17 protein-coding genes are annotated in these 19,780 nt (G+C 58.1%); 11 read left to right on the top strand and 6 right to left on the bottom strand.

Annotation, left to right across the window (positions count from 1 at the left end; translation table 11 throughout):
* Window positions 1-86 precede the first annotated feature (86 nt).
* From prpB to V8J88_RS18545, 11 genes are all read left to right on the top strand, one after another.
* Window positions 87-980, top strand: coding sequence for a methylisocitrate lyase (gene prpB / locus V8J88_RS18595; RefSeq protein WP_338845724.1), 894 nt, complete (start codon window positions 87-89; stop codon window positions 978-980).
* A gap of 24 nt (window positions 981-1,004) precedes the next feature.
* Complete coding sequence (prpC, locus tag V8J88_RS18590; RefSeq protein ID WP_338845723.1) at window positions 1,005-2,159, top strand: 2-methylcitrate synthase; 1,155 nt, start codon at window positions 1,005-1,007, stop codon at window positions 2,157-2,159.
* A 68-nt stretch (window positions 2,160-2,227) separates the two neighbouring features.
* Window positions 2,228-4,843 carry a Fe/S-dependent 2-methylisocitrate dehydratase AcnD gene (gene acnD / locus V8J88_RS18585; RefSeq protein ID WP_338845722.1) on the top strand — a complete coding sequence of 872 codons (2,616 nt, stop codon included), beginning with the start codon at window positions 2,228-2,230 and terminating at the stop codon, window positions 4,841-4,843.
* A gap of 10 nt (window positions 4,844-4,853) precedes the next feature.
* Complete coding sequence (gene prpF / locus V8J88_RS18580; protein WP_338849926.1) at window positions 4,854-6,050, top strand: 2-methylaconitate cis-trans isomerase PrpF; 1,197 nt, start codon at window positions 4,854-4,856, stop codon at window positions 6,048-6,050.
* A 265-nt stretch (window positions 6,051-6,315) separates the two neighbouring features.
* A complete protein-coding gene (locus V8J88_RS18575) occupies window positions 6,316-6,492 on the top strand; it encodes a hypothetical protein (RefSeq protein ID WP_338845721.1) in 177 nt (58 codons plus the stop codon).
* A 6-nt stretch (window positions 6,493-6,498) separates the two neighbouring features.
* The gene (locus V8J88_RS18570) at window positions 6,499-6,681 is read left to right on the top strand and encodes a CcdB family protein (protein ID WP_338845719.1); all 183 of its coding nucleotides are present in this window, start codon (window positions 6,499-6,501) and stop codon (window positions 6,679-6,681) included.
* On the top strand, window positions 6,674-6,817 hold the full coding sequence (locus tag V8J88_RS18565; RefSeq protein ID WP_338845718.1) for a CcdB family protein: 144 nt from the start codon (window positions 6,674-6,676) through the stop codon (window positions 6,815-6,817). Before V8J88_RS18570 ends, V8J88_RS18565 begins: the two co-directional genes overlap by 8 nt.
* A 104-nt stretch (window positions 6,818-6,921) precedes the next feature.
* The gene (locus tag V8J88_RS18560; protein ID WP_338845717.1) at window positions 6,922-8,214 is read left to right on the top strand and encodes an AAA family ATPase; all 1,293 of its coding nucleotides are present in this window, start codon (window positions 6,922-6,924) and stop codon (window positions 8,212-8,214) included.
* Between the two features lie 2 nt (window positions 8,215-8,216).
* Window positions 8,217-8,936: an HNH endonuclease gene (locus tag V8J88_RS18555; protein ID WP_338845716.1), complete on the top strand. Its 720-nt coding sequence runs from the start codon at window positions 8,217-8,219 to the stop codon at window positions 8,934-8,936.
* Between the two features lie 125 nt (window positions 8,937-9,061).
* Entirely contained in the window at window positions 9,062-9,484 is a 423-nt protein-coding gene (locus V8J88_RS18550) for a CBS domain-containing protein (RefSeq protein WP_338845715.1), read from the top strand.
* A gap of 286 nt (window positions 9,485-9,770) precedes the next feature.
* Window positions 9,771-10,583 carry a L,D-transpeptidase gene (locus tag V8J88_RS18545; protein ID WP_338845714.1) on the top strand — a complete coding sequence of 271 codons (813 nt, stop codon included), beginning with the start codon at window positions 9,771-9,773 and terminating at the stop codon, window positions 10,581-10,583.
* Between the two features lie 11 nt (window positions 10,584-10,594).
* On the opposite strand, the gene V8J88_RS18540 is transcribed toward V8J88_RS18545, so the two are convergent.
* From V8J88_RS18540 to V8J88_RS18515, 6 genes are all read right to left on the bottom strand, one after another.
* On the bottom strand, window positions 10,595-11,623 hold the full coding sequence (locus tag V8J88_RS18540) for an alpha-hydroxy acid oxidase (protein WP_338845713.1): 1,029 nt from the start codon (window positions 11,621-11,623) through the stop codon (window positions 10,595-10,597).
* Entirely contained in the window at window positions 11,620-12,309 is a 690-nt protein-coding gene (locus V8J88_RS18535; RefSeq protein WP_338845712.1) for a Fe2+-dependent dioxygenase, read from the bottom strand. Before V8J88_RS18535 ends, V8J88_RS18540 begins: the two co-directional genes overlap by 4 nt.
* A 9-nt stretch (window positions 12,310-12,318) precedes the next feature.
* Entirely contained in the window at window positions 12,319-14,529 is a 2,211-nt protein-coding gene (locus tag V8J88_RS18530) for a TonB-dependent receptor (RefSeq protein ID WP_338845711.1), read from the bottom strand.
* Between the two features lie 86 nt (window positions 14,530-14,615).
* Entirely contained in the window at window positions 14,616-15,296 is a 681-nt protein-coding gene (locus V8J88_RS18525; RefSeq protein ID WP_338845710.1) for an energy transducer TonB, read from the bottom strand.
* 328 nt (window positions 15,297-15,624) lie between these two features.
* Entirely contained in the window at window positions 15,625-15,801 is a 177-nt protein-coding gene (locus V8J88_RS18520) for a hypothetical protein (RefSeq protein ID WP_338849990.1), read from the bottom strand.
* 392 nt (window positions 15,802-16,193) lie between these two features.
* Window positions 16,194-19,778 (bottom strand): M1 family aminopeptidase, encoded by a 3,585-nt coding sequence (locus V8J88_RS18515; protein WP_338845709.1) that lies wholly within the window; start codon window positions 19,776-19,778, stop codon window positions 16,194-16,196.
* Window positions 19,779-19,780: the final 2 nt, after the last annotated feature.

Genomic DNA, 19,780 nt, shown 5'->3' with positions numbered 1-19,780 from the left:
CTTTGCGCGATTGCGCAGGCCTGTTGCGGCAGATGGCACAGTTATTGCAAAGCTTGCCGCGTCTTTACCCACAAAGGAAACATGCCATGACGCTACACTCCGCAGGCGCCGCCTTCCGCAAGGCGGTGCAGGAAGAATCTCCCTTGCAAGTGGTGGGAACCATTAACGCCAATCACGCCTTGCTGGCCAAGCGCGCCGGTTTTCGTGCGATTTATCTGTCCGGCGGCGGGGTGGCCGCCGGTTCGCTCGGCCTGCCTGATCTGGGCATCTCGAATCTGGATGATGTGCTGACCGATGTGCGCCGCATTTCCGATGTCTGCGATTTGCCGCTGCTGGTGGATGTGGATACCGGTTTCGGCGCATCCGCCTTCAATGTCGCGCGCACTGTTAAATCCCTGATCAAAGCCGGCGCCGGCGCCATGCATATCGAAGACCAGGTCGGCGCCAAGCGTTGCGGCCATCGTCCGGGCAAGGAAATCGTCAGCAAGCAGGAAATGGTGGACCGCGTGAAAGCCGCCGCCGATGCGCGCACCGATCCCGATTTTGTGATCATGGCGCGCACCGATGCGCTGGCGGTCGAAGGCTTGGATGCGGCGATTGAGCGCGCCCTGGCCTGCGTCGAAGCCGGGGCCGATATGATTTTCCCGGAAGCCATGACCGAGCTTGGCATGTACCGCCAATTTGCGCAGGCCGTGAAAGTGCCGGTGCTGGCGAATATCACCGAATTCGGCTCCACGCCTTTATTCACCGTCGAAGAACTCAAGAGCGCCGATGTGAGCCTGGTGCTGTATCCGCTGTCCGCCTTCCGCGCCATGAACAAGGCGGCGGAAAATGTGTTTACCGCGATCCGCCGCGACGGCACGCAAAAGAATGTGCTGGACACCATGCAAACCCGCGCTGAACTCTATGAGCGCATCAATTACCACGCCTTCGAGCAAAAACTCGACGCGCTGTTTGCGCAACAAAAAGCTGGCAAATAAACCTACGCCCAACAGGAGAAAACCATGAGCAATCCAGAAGCCGTTCCTTTCAAGCCGAAAAAATCTGTCGCCCTGTCCGGCGTGGCCGCTGGCAATACCGCGCTGTGCAGCGTGGGCAAAACCGGCAATGATTTGCACTATCGCGGCTATGACATCCTGGACGTGGCGAATACTTGCGAATTTGAAGAAATCGCTTACCTGCTGGTGCATGGCAATCTGCCGAATGCAGCCGATCTGAAGGCTTACAAAGCCAAGCTGAAATCGCTGCGCGGCCTGCCCAGCAATTTGAAAGCCGCGCTGGAAACCCTGCCGGCCTCGGCGCACCCGATGGACGTGATGCGCACCGGCGTCTCGGTGCTGGGTTGCACCCTGCCGGAAAAAGATGACCACAATGTGCCGGGCGCGCGCGATATCGCCGACCGCCTGATGGCGTCATTGGGTTCGATGCTGCTGTACTGGTATCACTTCAGCCACAATGGCAAGCGGATCGAAGTCGAAACCGATGATGACTCCATCGGCGGCCATTTCCTGCACCTGCTGCACGGTGAAAAACCGCGCGAATCCTGGGTGCGCGCCATGCACACCTCGCTGATTCTGTACGCCGAACATGAATTCAACGCCTCCACCTTCACCTCGCGCGTGATCGCCGGCACCGGCTCGGATATGTATTCCGCGATTGCCGGCGCGATTGGCGCTTTGCGCGGGCCGAAACATGGCGGCGCGAATGAAGTCGCGTTTGAAGTGCAAAAACGTTATGAAAGCCCGGATGCGGCGGAAGCCGATATCCGCAAGCGCGTGGAAAACAAGGAAGTGGTGATCGGCTTCGGCCACCCGGTGTACACCGTGTCCGATCCGCGTAACAAAATCATCAAGGACGTGGCGCGCACGCTGAGCGAAGAAGCCGGCTCGACCAAGATGTATGACATCGCCGAACGCCTGGAATCGGTGATGTGGGAAATCAAAAAGATGTTCCCGAATCTGGATTGGTTCTCCGCCGTGTCGTACCACATGATGGGCGTGCCGACCGCGATGTTTACGCCGCTGTTTGTGATTTCGCGCACCTCCGGCTGGTCGGCCCACATCATTGAACAGCGCATCGACAACAAGATCATCCGCCCCAGCGCCAACTATGTCGGGCCGGAAGATCTGCAATTCGTGCCGATCAAAGATCGCAAGTAATTCAGGCCATTCCTTAGTTCCGCCGGCGCCCGCTTTGCGTGCGCCGGCTTTTTCGCCAAGAGCCAAGCATGAACACAGAATTCCGCAAACCACTGCCAGGCACACAGCTTGACTATTTCGATGCGCGCGGCGCAGTTGAAAAACTCGCCCCCGGCGCCTGGGACAAACTGCCGTACACCGCCAGAGTGCACGCCGAAAACATTGTGCGTAAAGCAGACCCGGCGATTATCAATGATTGCCTGCTGCAATTGATTGAGTACAAGCGCGAGCGCGATTTCCCATGGTTCCCGGCGCGCGTGGTGTGTCACGATATTCTGGGGCAGACCGCGTTGGTGGATCTGGCCGGTTTGCGCGACGCCATCGCCAAAGAAGGCGGCGACCCGGCCCAGGTGAATCCGGTGGTGCCGGTGCAATTGATTGTGGACCATTCGCTGGCGGTGGAATGCGGCGGTTTTGATCCGCAGGCATTTGAAAAGAATCGCGCGATTGAAGAGCGCCGCAATGAAGATCGTTTCCACTTCATTGACTGGACCCGCAAAGCGTTTGCGAATGTGGATGTGATTCCGGCTGGCAATGGCATCATGCACCAGATCAATCTGGAAAAAATGTCGCCCGTGATTCACGCCGACAAGGGCGTGGCCTATCCCGACACTTGCGTCGGCACTGATTCGCACACCCCGCATGTGGATGCGCTGGGAGTGATCGCGATTGGCGTGGGCGGTTTGGAAGCGGAAAATGTGATGCTCGGGCGCGCCTCCTGGATGCGGCTGCCGGAAATCGTCGGCGTCAAACTGCTGGGCCGGCGTCAACCCGGCATCAGCGCCACCGACATCGTGCTGGCCCTGACTGAATTTTTGCGCAAGGCCAAAGTGGTCGGCGCGTATCTGGAATTTTATGGCGAAGGCGCGGCGAATCTGACGATTGGCGACCGCGCCACCATCTCGAATATGGCGCCGGAATACGGCGCCACCGCCGCCATGTTCAGCATTGATCAGCAAACTCTGGACTATCTGCAATTGACGGGCCGCGAGCCTGAGCAAATCAAGCTGGTCGAAACCTATGCCAAACAAGCCGGCTTGTGGGCCGACAGTCTGCAGGACGCGGTGTATGAACGCAATCTGGAATTTGATCTGTCCTCAGTGGTGCGGAATATGGCCGGGCCGTCCAATCCGCATGCGCGCCTGGCCACGGCGGACTTGAAAGCCAAGGGCATTGCGGCGCCATGGAGCATGCCGGCTGCCAGCGAAGGCACGATGCCGGATGGCGCGGTGATCATCGCCGCCATCACCTCCTGCACCAATACCTCGAACCCGCGCAATGTGATCGCCGCCGGCCTGCTGGCGCGCAATGCGCTGCGCGCCGGTCTGGTGCGCAAACCCTGGGTCAAATCCTCGCTCGCGCCCGGCTCCAAAGTGGTGGAATTGTATTTGCGCGAAGCCGGTTTGCTGGGTGATTTGGAGGCGCTCGGTTTTGGCATCGTCGCCTTTGCCTGCACCACTTGCAATGGCATGTCGGGCGCGCTCGATCCGGCGATTCAGCAAGAGATTATCGAACGCGATTTGTACGCTACTGCAGTGCTGTCGGGCAACCGCAATTTTGATGGCCGCATTCATCCTTACGCCAAGCAAGCCTTCCTCGCCTCGCCGCCGCTGGTGGTGGCGTATGCGCTGGCCGGCACGGTGCGCTTTGATATCGAAAATGATGTGCTGGGCGTACACCAAGGGCGCGAAATCCGCCTCAAAGATCTGTGGCCCTCGGATGAGGAAATCGACGCCCTGGTCAAGCAAGCGGTGAAGCCGGATATGTTCCGCCAGGTGTATGAGCCGATGTTCGCCGTGCGCGTGGATGATGGCGTGAAAGTCAGCCCGCAATATGACTGGCGTGCGCAATCGACCTATATCCGCCGCCCCCCGTATTGGGACACAGAAGGGGTGGGCGCGCTGGCCGCCAATCCGCGCACGCTGAAAGGCATGCGTCCCTTGGCGCTGCTGCCGGACAATATCACCACCGATCACTTATCGCCCTCAAATGCGATTTTGCCGAACAGCGCAGCCGGCGAATACCTGCACAAAATGGGCTTGCCGGAAGAAGATTACAACTCTTACGCCACGCATCGTGGCGACCATTTGACCGCGATGCGCGCCACCTTCGCCAATCCGACTCTGAAAAATGAAATGGTGCGCAATGCCGATGGCAGCGTGCGCGCCGGCTCGCTGGCCCGGGTTGAGCCGGAAGGGCAAGTGATGCGCATGTGGGAAGCGATGGAAACCTATCTGCACCGCAAGCAGCCTTTGATCATCATCGCCGGCGCCGATTATGGCCAGGGTTCCTCGCGCGACTGGGCCGCCAAAGGCGTGCGCTTAGCCGGCGTGGAAACGGTGGTGGCGGAAGGGTTTGAGCGCATCCACCGCACCAATCTGATCGGCATGGGCGTATTGCCGCTCGAATTCTTCCCCGGAACCAACCGCCTCACCCTGGGCCTGGATGGCACAGAAACCTTTGATGTCGAAGGCGCACCCAGCCCGCGCGGCACGCTGACTCTGGTGATTCACCGCAAAGACGGCACGCGCCAGGAAACCCCGCTGCTGTGCCGTTTGGATGCGGCGGAAGAAGTCTCGATTTACGAAGCCGGTGGCGTCTTGCAGCGTTTTGCGCAAGACTTCCTGGCCGCGCATAAAGCTTGAGGGGGACATGATGAGCTTCAAGCCACAAATCAAAATCGCCGCCACGTATATGCGCGGCGGCACCAGCAAGGGCGTGTTTTTCCGCCTGCAGGATTTGCCGCCGGCGGCGCAAACCCCGGGCGCGGCGCGCGATGCACTGCTGTTGCGCGTCATCGGCAGCCCGGACCCGTATGGCAAGCAAATCGACGGCATGGGCGGCGCCACCTCGTCCACCAGCAAATGCGTGATTCTCGCGCCGGCCACAAAAGAGGGACATGATGTCGATTACTTGTTTGGTCAAGTCTCGATTGATAAACCGTTTGTGGATTGGAGCGGCAACTGCGGCAATCTGTCAGCGGCGGTCGGCTCATTTGCGATTGCCTCCGGCCTTGTGCCGGCGGAGCGCGTGCCGCACAACGGCGTTTGCACCGTGCGTATCTGGCAGGCGAATATCAGCAAAACCATCATCGCCCATGTGCCTGTGCAAGACGGCCAGGTCTTGGAATCGGGCGATTTTGAGCTGGATGGTGTGACTTTTCCCGCAGCGGAAGTGCAGCTTGAATTCCTCGATCCGGCAGCGGATGAGGAAGGCGCGGGCGGTTCCATGTTCCCGACCGGAAATCTGGTCGATACCCTGGATGTGCCGGGCGTGGGCAGCATGCAGGCAACCATGATCAACGCCGGGATTCCGACCATTTTTGTGAATGCGGCGGAAATCGGCTACAGCGGCATGGAGCTGCAAGACGCGATAAATAATGATCCGGCGCAATTGGCGCGCTTTGAAACCATACGCGCGCACGGCGCCTTGAAGATGGGTTTGATCGCCAATCTGGAGGAAGCCGCCAAGCGCCAGCACACGCCGAAAATCGCCTTCGTCGCACCCGCCGCCAGCTATACCGCTTCCAGCGGCAAGCAGGTGCAGGCGCAGGAAATTGATTTGCTGGTGCGCGCGCTCTCGATGGGCAAGTTGCATCATGCGATGATGGGCACGGCGGCGGTGGCGATTGGCGCGGCGGCGGCGATTCCCGGCACCCTGGTGAATCTGGCCGCCGGCGGCGGCGCGCGCGAAGCAGTGCGCTTCGGCCACCCCTCCGGCACATTGCGCGTCGGCGCAGCGGCGGCGCAAGTGGATGGCGAATGGACTGTCACCAAAGCCATCATGAGCCGCAGCGCGCGGGTTTTGATGGAAGGTCGCGTGTGTGTGCCGGCGGAAGTGCTGACGCCGTAAGCCCAGCCCTTGACAAGCCACCAGCGCCTGCCCTTGCATTCCAATGGCGCTGAACCTTGCCACCGATGCAGGCTGGTGCTGAGCGAAGCGATGCCCAGCGTCCGACACCGGTGGATATGCAAAGGAGCAGGAGCCTGCCACACCGGCGCCGGTGGATATGCAAAGAAGCTGGAGTCACCCGCTCCAGCGTCTGCCAATGCATTTGCATTTGCATTTGCATTGGTTTAGTCTCAATTCATCCCTTCAACTTGTATCTGGAGCAAATATGAGCGTGTGTTTAAGCGAAAGCGTGAATGAATGCGGTGCGCACAGCGATGCGTCTGCCGCAAGCGCTTTGTCGCCGGCAGCGCGCGCCTGGGCCGATGAATACCCTGAATTCGTCGCTGCTTACAATGCCGAAGTTGCGGCGAGCCTGCCTCTGGAACAATGGCGCCAATTTTAAACTGCAATGGCGCGCTTTGACGTCTATCGCAATACCAGTCCCAATCGCACTGATTACCCCTACCTGCTCGACATTCAAAGCGATCATTTGGGCGCCTTGGATACCCGTGTCGTGATCCCTCTGCGCCGCATGGCAAGCATGCCGCGTATTGTCCGCATGCCGCTTGATTTATTGCCCACACTTGAGTGAACAGCAAGCCTGTCTGCTCGAAACCCCGAAACTGGCGGCAGTGCCGCGCCACGTCCTCAAACATTGCGTCGCCAATTTGAGCGCGCAGCAAGCCAGCATCCAAGCCGCGTTGGATCGGCTGTTTGGCGGGTTTTAACATAATTTACCTGAGCGCCTCGGCATAGATGCGGGTGCAAGCTGTTACTTCCTGCGCTTTTGAACGCGCTACAATGAGCAATCATTCAATCATCCAGGCAAGATATGCGAATACACAGCTTGCATTTGCAAAACTATAAATCTTTTACCGAGCGCGAATTCAACTTTCATCCGCAATTTAATTTACTGGCCGGGCCAAATGGCGCGGGTAAAACCAGTTTGCTGGATGCGCTTGCGATTGCTGCCGGCAGTTGGTTTTTGGGGGTGCGCGGTGCGGATAGCCGGCATATCCGCAGCGAGGAAGTGCGCTTGCAAGCGTTTGAGAGCGCTGTAGGAATGCATTGGGAAGCGCAATATCCTTGCCGTATCCAAGCCAACGGCGAAGTACTGCAAACCTCGCTGAGCTGGACGCGCAGTTTACATGGCCCGGGAGGCCGCACCACGCAAACCGATGCGCGCCAACTTAAGAAATTGGCCTTGCAAGCTGACAGCGCTGTGCGGCAAGGCGGCAATCTGGATTTGCCCTTGCTTTCTTATTACGGTGTGGGGCGCCTGTGGCAAGAGCCGCGCGATGATTATCAAGTGCAGGATGCGCGCAAGCTGGACTTGCGTATGTCCCGCCTGGATGGTTATTTGAACAGCGTTGATCCCCGTTTGTCCGTCAAACATTTAAGTCGTTGGATCGCTCAGCAAACCTGGATTGCCTATCAGAGAGGAGCAGACACCCAACTCTGGCAGGTGGTGCGTCAAGCCTTGTTGCTCTGCCTTGAAGGCGGCGAGGATTTGTATTTTGACGCCAAATTGGGCGAGATTGTGGTGAATTTGCGCGGGCGTTTGCAACCTTTTTCCAATCTGAGTGATGGTCAGCGCTGTATGTTAGCCCTGGTTGGCGATATTGCGCGCAAGGCTTGCATCTTGAATCCGCATCTCGGACCCGATGTCTTATTGCACACCCGGGGCATGGTCTTGATCGATGAATTGGATTTGCACCTGCATCCTGCTTGGCAGCAACATGTGGTTGAGGATTTGCGCACTTGCTTCCCCGGTTTGCAATTCATCTGCAGCACTCACTCCCCGTTCTTGATTCAATCATTGCGCAGTGGCGATGAATTACTGCTCCTGGAAGGCGCGGCCCCGGATCAATTGGCGCACCGGCCTTTACAGGAAATTGTGCGCCAGGTGCAAAAGGTGACGCATACCGAAACCAGCTTGCGCTATGCCGAACAGCACAATGTGGCCAGTGAGTATTTGCAGGAGTTGGAGCGACTGCAGAACTTGCCGCCTGAAGAACGGGATGCCGCACTATCCCAGTTGGCGGATACGCTGACGCCGTATGCGGAAAATCCGGCTTTTCAAGCGGTTTTGGAGCGCAAGCGCGTCGCAAAATTGGGAGTGTGAAGATGCGCCCGGTACGACGAGGCCCGGCGCCTGCGACCTTTGAAAATTATCAAGATGCTTTGCCGGATCTGGTGCAGCGTATGGGGTCATATTGCAGCTATTGTGAGCGATGTGTGAGGCAAGGCATCGCGGTCGAGCATGTGCAAGCGCAAGACCTGTATCCCGACCTGAAAACAGCATGGAGCAATTTTCTGCTTGCGTGCACGAATTGCAATTCGACTAAAAGCAATAAAGATGTGAAGCCTGAAACAGTTTTTTTACCAGATCGGGATAATACGCTGTGCGCCTTTTCCTATGCGGCAGATGGTATTGTGCGTCCTGCGCCTGATTTGACGCCGGGGCAACACAAGATGGCGCTGGAAGCGATTGCCTTGACCGGTCTGGCGACGCCAAAAGGGAGTCGTGCTACGGATGGTGTGGAAATTCCTTTGGATAGAATCAAGCAGCGCAAAGAGGTCTGGCAAGAAGCCTTGGATGCGAAACATGATTTGCAAGAACCCGGCAATGTGGAGGGCGTGCGCAAGTGGGTCATCAAGCAGGCAACAGCCAGAGGTTTTTTCAGCATCTGGATGACCGTCTTTGCCGATGACCCGCAGATGCGCTTAGCCTTGATTCACGCTTTTGCCGGCGCGGCAGAAAGTGGCTGCTTTGACTTGCAAACCGCTGCTTTGGTCAGCCCTGCGCCCAACCCGGATCAACTGCCAGGCGGCGGCAAGATCTGAATGATCAAAGCAAATTTGCCCCTGTTACCAATGCTTGCAAGCCGCAACTTGTAAAAATATTTCCATGTGGCAACATGAAATCAAGCGCAGCATTCCGCTGCGCGCAAGCGGTAAGAGGTGGCGCCATGCAAGTAGCTGAGGTGATGAGCAGACATCTGGTGACGGTCGAGCTGGATGACAAACTGTCTCTGGTCAAAGAAATTTTCGACCATGTCAAATTTCACCACTTGCCGGTGCTGGATCAGGGGCGGCTGGCCGGTGTGGTGCATGAGCGCGATTTGCTGCGGGCGCTCAGCCCGAATCTGGGCACCCTGGTGGAAACCTGGCGCGACGCCGCCACCCTGCACAAACGGGTGCACCAGATCATGAGCCGCAAACCGCTCACGATTGCGCCGCATGCGGCGCTGACCGATGCGGTGCAGTTGTTCAATCAAAACAATATCACCTGCCTGCCGGTGTTGCAGGAAGATGAGCGCTTGCAAGGGATTCTGACCTGGCATGATTTACTTAAGCATTGGCCGGGCATGCACGCAGCGGCGGCGCTCTGAATGGCGGCCCGGCTTGCGTCCAGGCGCCTGTCGGGCTTAGCGGGTGGCAGCGGAAAATCAACAGGGCGGGCATAGATTGTTGTCGGCTGTGCAGTGTCAATAGTGGGCTTATTGATCAACAAGATAGCCAAATATGGCCCGTTCTGCTGGTTTTGCCGCAGATTTTTTCTAAATCCGGCAGGCTCCCAGTATGATAGAAACAAGGATCAATTTTTGTGTGCATGGCCCTTGTCTGGATTCATCTATGTGGATGCCGCTTACTGTTTTTTGTCTGCTCATGTGGAGTATGGCGGCTGCTGCCGCAGCGCAAGCGGCCCCGGCTGCCCCTTCCGCCACTGTCCCGCCTGCCGGTGTGAAAAGCATGCCGCCTGCGCCGGTCACGTTGACGCTGGCGCAATTTAAAGCGCAGTGGCAGACGCGCAAGCTGAAACAGCGTCATGTCCCTGCCGCAGTGCAAGCCGAGTATGCCGGCAAAATGCTGCAAGCTATGCGCAGCGCTGGCGCGCCTGAACATACGCCGCAATATGTGCTGCTGGTGGATCGCAACCCGCATGTGCAAACCCTGTTCATTTACGCCAAACCGCCGCAAGGGCCGTGGGAAATGGCAGGCGCAGCCCCGGTGTCAACTGGCCGCACCGGGCGCTTTGATCACTATCTCACCCCGCTTGGCGTTTTCCCGCACAGCCTGGCCAACCCAGATTTCCGCGCCGAAGGCACGCGCAATCAAAAAGGCGTGCGCGGCTATGGCGAAAAGGGGATGCGGGTGTGGGATTTCGGTTGGGCCAACAGCGAACGCGGTTGGGGCACGCGCGAACCGGGTACGATACGGCTGTTGATGCACGCCACTGATCCGGCTTTGTTGGAATCGCGTCTGGGGCAGCGCGCCTCCAAAGGCTGCGTGCGCATTTCCACTGAGTTGAACCGCGTGCTTGATCAATATGGCTTGCTCGACGCCGATTATGACGCCGCGCTCAAACAAGGGCAAAAGCTGTGGGTCTTGCGCAAAGACCGGCAGCCGGTGGCGCATCCGGGCCGCTATCTGGTGGTGGTGGATTCCGGCCTGACAGAAAAACCGGACTGGTTGCAGGAGAAAAAATAAAGCGCGCCGATTCAGTCCGGCGCCGCTAAGCGCGCCATGCCGCACAGCGCCATACTCATTTCCAATTCATCGCGCAGCACGCGCAATACATGCGCAACGCCGAGTGCGCCCTGGGCCGCCAGCGCCCAAATATAGGGACGCCCCAGCAGCACCGCATTGGCCCCGGCCAGGATGGCTTTGAGCGCATCCTGTCCGCTGCGCACGCCGCTGTCAAGCAGCACTGGAAAAGCCGGGCCGACCCGGCTGCGGATCGGCGGCAACATCGCCAGCGGCGAAGGTGTGCCATCCAGCACCCGCCCGCCATGGTTGGAGACAATCACGCCATCTACGCCCAGCGCTTGCGCCTGCGCCGCATCATCGGGGTGCAAAACGCCTTTCAGCAGCAAAGGCAGCTGGCATTGCTGCCGCAGCCAGGCCAAGTCTTGCCAATCCGGCGCTTGCCGCATCCAGCCATCAAACACCATGCTCTGTCCCGCCATAAGGTGCGGATCTGGCGCTGCTTCCAGATTCACTGCGCGCACATGCGGCGGCAGTTGCAATTGCGCCTGCTTGACCGGCGCATCCACGGTTAACACCACAGCGCTGCAGCCGGCATCGATGGCGCGCTGCAATAGCGCCAGGCTGGCCTGACGCGAAGCTTGCCAATACAACTGAAACCACCATTGCACCCCGCTGGCGGCAATTTCCTGAAAACGCCGGCTGGCCAGACTGCTGACAATCATCAGCGCATCTTGCGCTTGCGCCGCTTGCGCGCTGGCGCTTTCCGCTTCCGGGTGGAACAGCGCTTGATAGGCAATCGGGGCCAGCAGCAGGGGATGGGCTAAGCGCTGGCCGCACAAATTCAGCGCCGTGCCGCCGCCGCCGACTTGCGCCAGCACGCGCGGCAGCAGCGGGGTTTGCGCAAACGCTTGCAGATTCGCGCGCAGGCTGTGGCCGGCCCCGGCGCCATGTTCCAGGTAGTGCCAGATTTCCGGCGGCAACGTGGCGGCGGCGCGTTGTTGATACTCGGCCAGCACGCCATACAGCTCAGACGAATTCAATTTTCGCCCCACATGCGCAACAGGTTGTGGTATGTCCCGGTCAGCGCAGTCAGCGCGGCTTGCGCGCTGGCGTCTTGCGCTTGCGCGCGCAAGCTCAACAAAGCCATATCCATTTCATACAGCAAACGGCGCTGGCCGGCGTCGCGCACCAGGCTTTGTATAAACATGAAGCAAGCCAGACGCTCGCCGCCGGTGACGGCTTGCACTTCATGAATCGAGGAAGAAGGGTAGAGCACCAGACTGCCCGCCGGCAGCTTGACATCATGCACGCCAAAGGTGTCATGAATGCGCAAGGCGCCGCCCTGGTAGTCATCCGGTTCAGATAAAAACAAAGTGGCTGAAAGATCGGCGCGCAGCCAGCCGCCGCCCGGCAGCGCATGCAGAGCGCAATCCGCATGCGCGCCGTAATGATTCAAGTCGCCGCTGTGGCGGTTGAACATGGGCGGCAGGATGTGGCGCGGCAGCGCAGCGGCGAAAAACTGGGCATGGCCTTGCAGGGCTTGCAAAACCATGGCGCGCAGCGCTGGCAATTCGGCGGCGTCAGCCGCCAGCTGGCGGTTGGCTTTCACCGCCGCCGCCTGGCTGCCAGCGCTGTTGGCCCCGTCTTCCCATCGGGCTTGGGACAGTAAGGTGCGCGCCTGGCGCACTTGCCCGGGGGATAATACGTCAGGCAGGGTCAACAGCATAAGGCGTCCTCAGAATGTGTATTCGACGTTCAGCGCCACCGTGCGGCGCGGGCCGGGCACGGTAAAGCCGCCATTGTCATACACCGCATCGTAATACAGGGTGTTGGCCAAATTCTTGATATTCAAGCGGGTCAGCCATTTACCGCTTTGCCAGCTGGCCATCAAATCGACGCGGGTGTAAGCCGGTGCGGTATTCGGATGATAGGCCCCGTTCAAGGTCGGCACAGCGCCAGCCCCGGACGGATTGACCGCCGCGCGCTTGCCCTTGCCCTCAACCCCGCCGCCCAGCGTGAAGCCATTGCGGAAATCATAGGTGGTCCACAGGTTGTAGCTGTAGCTTGGCGTATTGCGCGCCGGCTTGCCGACATATTCCGGGTTGCCATAGGTGATGGCGCCGGTGCTGGCGTTGATGTTTTCCGCCACTTGCAAAATGCGCGCGCGCATCAAGCTCACGCCGCCAAAAATTTCCCAATGTTCATTCAAGCGGCCTGCGACTTCAAACTCCAGGCCATCGGTGCGGCGTTTTTTGGTCAAAATCGCGGCAGTCGATTCCAGGTCGGCATTGCGTTCCCAGTTTTTGGTGGCGCGATACAGTGCGGCGCGCAAAGCCAGGTCGCCATCGGCCAGCAGCCATTTGCCGCCCAATTCAATCACATTCGAGCGTTCCGCCGGCTGCGGTTTGACGGTCAATTGATACAGGTCAGCGGTCGGGCTGAAAGAATCGCTGTAGGCCAGGTAGTAGTGGCTGTCTTCTTTCGGATGGAAGGAGAGGGCGCTGCGCACGCTGGTTTCGGCAAAGTCCAGCTTGGGCGAGGTGGCGCTCGAATAATCGGCTTTCAGGCTGTCGCGGCGCAGGCCGAGCGTGGCCTTCCATTGCGGCACGAATTCCACCGTATCTTGCGCATACACGGCCCAGGATTTGCCGGTGAAGGCGGTCGGATTGCCGCTCACATTTTCCGCCCAGGGACGGAATACCGGCGCCGCTGCTGTGCCGAAATTATTCAGCGTTTTGCGGTAGCTGCCTTCTTTCAAATATTCCAGGCCGGCCAGCCATTCATGCGTCATGCCGGCGTATTTGAATTTACCGGACAGATCTGATTGCAGATTCCGGGTGTCGTATTGCGAGGTGCGCGACTGATTGCCGCCCACCGCGCCGATCGGGCTGGGCGGGTTCGTCAGATTCGGCGTTTTGGCCCAGTAAGTACGGTGGTATTGGGCGCGCCGCACTTGATTGCGCCAGGCGATTTGCGGCGTCAACTGTACTTCATGCACCAGGGTGGACATGATGGAGTCGCTGTTATCAAAGGTCTTATCCGTGCCCCAGAACCAATCCGCCGGCATTTTCTGGTTGGGCGCGCGGGTGGCGGCGTCAAACGAAATGCCGAAATCCGGATTGTCGTGCGTATTGACTTGATACAGATTGAGCCAGAATTTATGTTTGCCGGTGCGGTTCAGCGCCATCGAGAAGGCGGCGCCGTCGCGGTCGCTTTGCGCATGCGCATCATTGGAGGGATTGACGCGCGCGCTGACTTCTTTGCGCTTCATCAGATTCACACGGAAGGCGGTGTCAGGGCTGACCACTTTATTCCAGTCCAGCGTGGCTTCATGCGAATTGCGGCTGGCGATTGACGCACTGAGTTTCAGCGCATCAATCGCCCACGGGGTTTTGCTGACCTGGTTGATCACGCCGCCGGCCTGACCGCGCCCGAACAGCATGGCGCCGGCGCCGCGCAGCACATCGATTTGCTCCAGATTGAAAGTTTCGCGATTGTATTGGGCGGTGTCGCGGATGCCATCCAGATACATATCGCCGAAAGTATAAAAGCCGCGCAGATTCATATTGTCGCCCGAGCGGCCGCCTTCGGCAGCGTTAAAGCTCAAGCCCGCCACATTGCGCAGCGCTTCGCGCAGCGAACCGGTTTGCTGTTGCTCCATCAATTTATTGGTGACCGTGGTGACGGCTTGCGGAATATCGTGCGGATCCTGCACGGTTTTGCCGACCCGGGTTTTGCTGGCGCGCAAACCATCCGGCTTATCAGCGTCGGCGCTGACATTGACTGCGTTCAACTGCCGTTCTTTGCCCTCGCTTTTGTTCTCAGCTTTTGCGTTTTGCGCTGCCGGCGCCGCAGCGGGTTTGACATCGGCGGCATGCGCCAGCGACAAGCCGCCGGCCATCAGGGCTGCGCCCAGCGGCAGCAAGGAAGTGATATTGCTTTGCATTACTCAATCCAAAAAAAGCAGGCTGGCTGGCTAAGCGGGCTGGGCTGGCGGCCTGGATAGGGTTGTCAGAAGAAAAGTCTGCGTCTTTAAGCCTGACGCAGATTGAAAACGATGGGCACCAGCACCCAAGCGGAGACTTGTTCACTGCCTTGGCGCGCTGGCACAAAACGCCAGCGCTGCACCACATTCAAAGCAGCGCGATCCAGCCTTTCAAAGCCGGAACTTTCTTTTAATTCGACTCTGTCGGCGTGCCCGCTGGCGTCCACCAGCACACGCAGCAGCACCGTGCCTTCTTCGCGCGCCTTTTTCGATAAGGGCGGATAGTTGGGCGGCGGGTTGTCCAGATAATCGGCGTCAAAACGCGGCGGCGACAGGCTGGCGCTTTTCGGTGCGGGCGGCGCTGGCGGCGCGACAGGCTGCGCAGCTTGTGCGAGCGGACTTGGCGGCGCAATGCTGGCCGGCTGGCTGATCGCCGGCGCATTGTGCTCTACCGGCGGGGTCAGATCGGGCAATTGCGGCGGATGGAGTTGCGGCAAAGGGGGGGCTTTGAAATGTTGATTCACCGGCAAAGGTTTGGGCTGCTGTACAGGCAGCGGTTCCGGCATGATGATGCGCACCAATTCCACTTTTTGCGTTTTGATTTGCGCGATTTGTTGATGGGTCAACACCGCCAGCAAGGCTAAGGCGTGCACTCCCAGCGCAACCAGCAAGCCTGGCGCATGCTTGGCGCGGTGCAGCAAACCCGGGTTGTGATCAGCAAAATTCACATCAAGTCCTGTTTGAGCCGGTAGAAAGCTGCGGGCAACGCAGCGAATTGAGAATCATTCCCATTGTAAATGAGAATGATTCTGATTACAAGGTGATCCGGGACTTGTTGAAAAGAAAAGTTTGCGCCAAAGCAAAAAAGCCGGCGCAGGGCTGCTGCGCTGGCGCATGTTGCAAGAGTCGGGGGAACAGTTCACCAGCAGCGGCATGAAGCAGCTTCAGAGGCATTATCCCGGCATGCAAGGGTTGTTTATGCGCAGACAGGCGCGCGGCTGAACCTTGAATCGGAAAAAATGAAAGATGATGAAAACAGAGTAAGACGGGGCGGGTTCAATCAAACATACTGCGCACAGCGCTTTTCAGGTCGCGCACTTCTTCCAGCATTCTGCGTTTTTGTATGCGGCGACGCATGACGGCCGCATGTTGTTCCCGGGTCATCGGGGGCGCTGTCATCAGTTCTTTCAACTGGGCGACATTGCTGTAATTGCTCTTGATTAAGTAACTCATGGCAAAGCAACTCCTCTAGGCTTGGGAGGATGGGTGCAAGCACTGCTCCCGTGCAAACGCGGCTTGATGGGCGCGCCTGCATAATGCAATCGATCCAGTCTGCTTCCGGCGTTGTGCGGTTGGCACATTCTTGCTGCCGGATATGTCCGGTGTATGACCTGTTGTATTTTTGACGCCAATCCTGCGGGTTTGACTTGGGCGGGACTAGGCAGGTCTTTATTTTTATGCTAGCCAATGTCTTAGCATTTCATGATATTGAAGTTTTGTCCACTCTTTTTTGTCATATTTGATGCGCCAAGCAAAATAAAGCGAATATCTTGCATCATCTTGTTTGATTCTCTGGCAACTCCTCTTAAAAAGAAAATGGGGCTTGCGCCCCATTTTCCCATGCCTTACTTTCTGCCGTTCTCCAGTTCCAGCCTGACCATATTGTCAGCCGGCTTGCGGTCTATCAATTTATTATCAGGATCAATCCCGGCCTTGGCCGGTTTGGCGGCGACTACGAATTGCAAGCTTTGCTCACCGCGCTTGATCCAGCGTTTCTCACGCAGCAGCGGCTTGCCGTTTTCATCATCAACGCCGAATTCCACCCAATCATTCATCTGCATCGGCGTTTCCTTGCCCAGCTCATCCGCGCGCACTTTGCCGGCATCAAATTTCAAAGTCACCTGGTACTTGCCATCGGCCAGTTTGACGCCCTGCGCCGACAGGGCGCGGTTTTCATACAGCACGATGTCTTCCAGACTTTCTTTGACCAGATATTGGAATTCCGGCGGCGCAATGTTGAGCAAGCCTTGCACCAGCACGGCGCTGCTGGGGTAGGGCGCGCCGCGTCCGCCATGCTGGCGCACGATGTCTTGCAAGACGGCGTTGATTTTTTCCTCGCCCAGCGCTTCTTGCAGGTGGTACATGATCACGCTGCCCTTGCGGTAATGGATGTAACCCTGGTTTTCAGTGTGCGCCAGCGGCAATTCTTTCTTCGACTCGTGTGCGCGTTCCTGCAAATAGCGGTCCAGCTCATAGCGCAGGAAGCGGCGCATTTTTTCCGGGCCGTATTTACGCTTCATCACCATCAGCGCGGAATATTGCGCCAGGGTCTCAATCATCATGGTCTGGCCGCGCGTATTGCCCGGAACCACTTGGTGGCCCCACCACTGATGCGCCACTTCATGCGCCGTCACATAGTAGGGGTAGTCGATGCTGTGCGGGTCATTGTCATCCACCCGCGCAATAAAGCCGATCGCTTCCGAATAGGGAATCGTATTCGGGAAGGATTGCGCAAACGTGGCGTAGCGCGGGAACTCGATAATCCGCACTTGCTTGTGCTGGTAAGGGGAAAACGCCCGGCTGAAATAATTCAGGCTGTCCTTGATGCCATTGAACATGCGATCCAAATTGTATTCATGGCCCGGCTGGTAATAAATCTCCAGCGGCAGGCCGCGCCATTGGTCTTTCTTGACCGCATAGCGCGCCGATTGGAAGGCGTAGAAATTCAAAATCGGCTGATCCATGCGGTAGTGGAAATAAGCTTTGCCATTCGCCTGCCATTGCTTTTGCAGATAGCCGGGGGCGATTGCGATTTGATCCGGCGCGGTGCTTAAAATCGCTTCAAAGCTGACCCAATCCGCATCCGGCCCGATCGGATTGAACGCCAGCCCGCGCGCATCGTCGCGCGGCAGCATGCGTTCCTTCGGCGCCAGGCCGTGTTTTTTGCGCACCCGGTCGTCCACAAGTTCCGCCTCGGCGTGATAGCCCAGATGCGGCAACACATCTTGATTGAAGAAGGAGCCGTTATAAATCACCGGCGTATCGCTTTCCAGTCCGAGCATGCCCTTGGGCGCATAGTCGAGCGCAAAATCAAGCTCTGCGCTGGCCCCCGGGGCCAAGGCTTCGTCCAGCTTGTAGCTGTACATGCCAAGTTCCTTGTCGGCGATCTGGGCCGCCGCGCCTTGCTTGAATTCCATCTTGCGCACCCGCGCCTCTCGCGGCAGATTCACATAAATTTCATGAATCGGCTTGTCGCTGCGGTTTTGCACACGATAACTGCCGGCGATTTGCGCACTGCGGGCATAGGGTTCGATATCGACTTTCAAACGCACATCGCTGATGCGCGGCTGGGGCCGGTCTTGCAGGCGCTTGTAGCGTTTTTCATAGCTGGCCTGCTGCTCTTCACGCTCAAACGAGGTTGTGTAGTCATTGAGCACATTGGTGTTATAGAAAATCACGCCGCCGCACGCCAGGAACAGGGTCAAACCCAGGCCGGCGGCGCCCAGCACGCGCGGGCTTAATTCCATGCGCGCCAGTTGCAGGCGTGAGCGCCATTCATCATTCACGCCGCGCGGCCATAAAGCCAGCGCAATGCACAGCAAAATCAGCGCCAGCCCGCCCCAATATGCGCCGAACCAGGCCATTTTCGGCAGCGCATGGCCGTATTGATTGATGTCGGAATAGGTGTATTCCGGAATGTGGCCATAGAACAGCATCGGGTGTTCCAGACCGAATTGCGGCCCCAGTGAGCTGACCAGGTAGTACACGATCATCACAAAAAAGCCCAGGTATTTTTGATTCACCAGCACTTGCACCGTGATCGCCAGCACCGCCAGCAGCGCATATTGCGGCCATTGCAGCACAAACAGCTGGAACAGATATTGATTGATCTCAAATTTGAAATAGCCTTGCACCGCTTGCACGCATAAACCGCACAGCAAAACCAGCAGCAGCATCAAACCCTGCATCAAGATCAGGGCCAATAATTTGGGCAGCATATACAGCCAATTCGGCAGCGGCAGCGCGTCATGCATCAGGGCCAGACCGGCTTCACGTTCGCGCCACACCAATTCGCCGCTGTAAAACGTGGTGGTGATCAGCATGAACAGGGCAAACGAGCCGGACAGCATTTCCAGCATGTTGTAAGTCACCGGCCAGGTTTGCACGCCATACGCCTTGCCGGCTTCGCGCGCAATGAAAAACATCAAGAGCACGCCGGCTAACACAATCACGCCGAAGTACACATTTTTAATCGTTTCACGCAGATTCAGCCAGGTCAGCGGCCACAGAAGGCGGCTGGGCTTGTATTGGCTGAAATCAGGCGCATGGCGCACAAACTGCACGCTTTTGGGCGAGTCTGTTTTTTCTTCACTGCGCGGCGCGCGCAGCTCTTGCCGGCTGGTGAAACGGAAGCGCCAGGCGCCCAGAGCAAACAGCAGTATGCCCAGGCCCGCCCACAGCAAGCGATTGAACAGGAAAATGCCTTCCAGCGTCAGGGTGCGGTTATTTTTGTCATGAATCGGCCAATATTCCGTCAGACGTGCTTGCGCCCGGATGCCAAAGGGATCGAGCAGCGCGGAGATATCGCGATATTCCAGATCTTGCGCCATGCGCGAAGCAATCAGATAGCCGATCAGCAACAGCACACCGCCGACATACACCGGCAACATGCGGCGGGTGGTGGCGGCCAGCATGAAAAACATACCGCCCAGAATCAAGAGATTCGGCAGCGTGATATACAGATACGGCAGGATGTAATGCAGGATATGCGAGGGGCCGAAGCGTTCAGCATCCAGGCCCGGCAGATAAATCGCCAGCCACGCGCCCAGGCCGATGCTGGCGAAGATATACACCAGGGTCAGCCAGGCGCCGAAAAAGCGGCCAAGCAGGTATTGATGCTTGCTGATGGGCGCACAAAAAAAGAAATCGTGAATCCGGTATTCAAAATCCTGCTGCACCGCACGCCCCATCACCGCCGCGATCACAATCACGCCGGCATAAGTCAGAAAAGCGATGGTCTGCGCCACCGCATACGGCGAATTGACATAGGCTTTGGCGCCGAAGGAAACCGTGGCCTCAGAAAATGCGCCGCCGGCAGCGGCCATCCACAACATGCTTAAAGCCAGGAAAATCAAAAAGTAAATGTGGGTCGAGAGCAGCTTCATGCGCTGCCGGAATTCAAATCCGAGGATGGCCAGCATAGCTTTCATGA

Source organism: Massilia sp. W12 (genome assembly GCF_037300705.1).
GTDB lineage: Bacteria > Pseudomonadota > Gammaproteobacteria > Burkholderiales > Burkholderiaceae_D > JACPVY01.
This window is presented reverse-complemented; position numbering and strand designations above follow the sequence as displayed.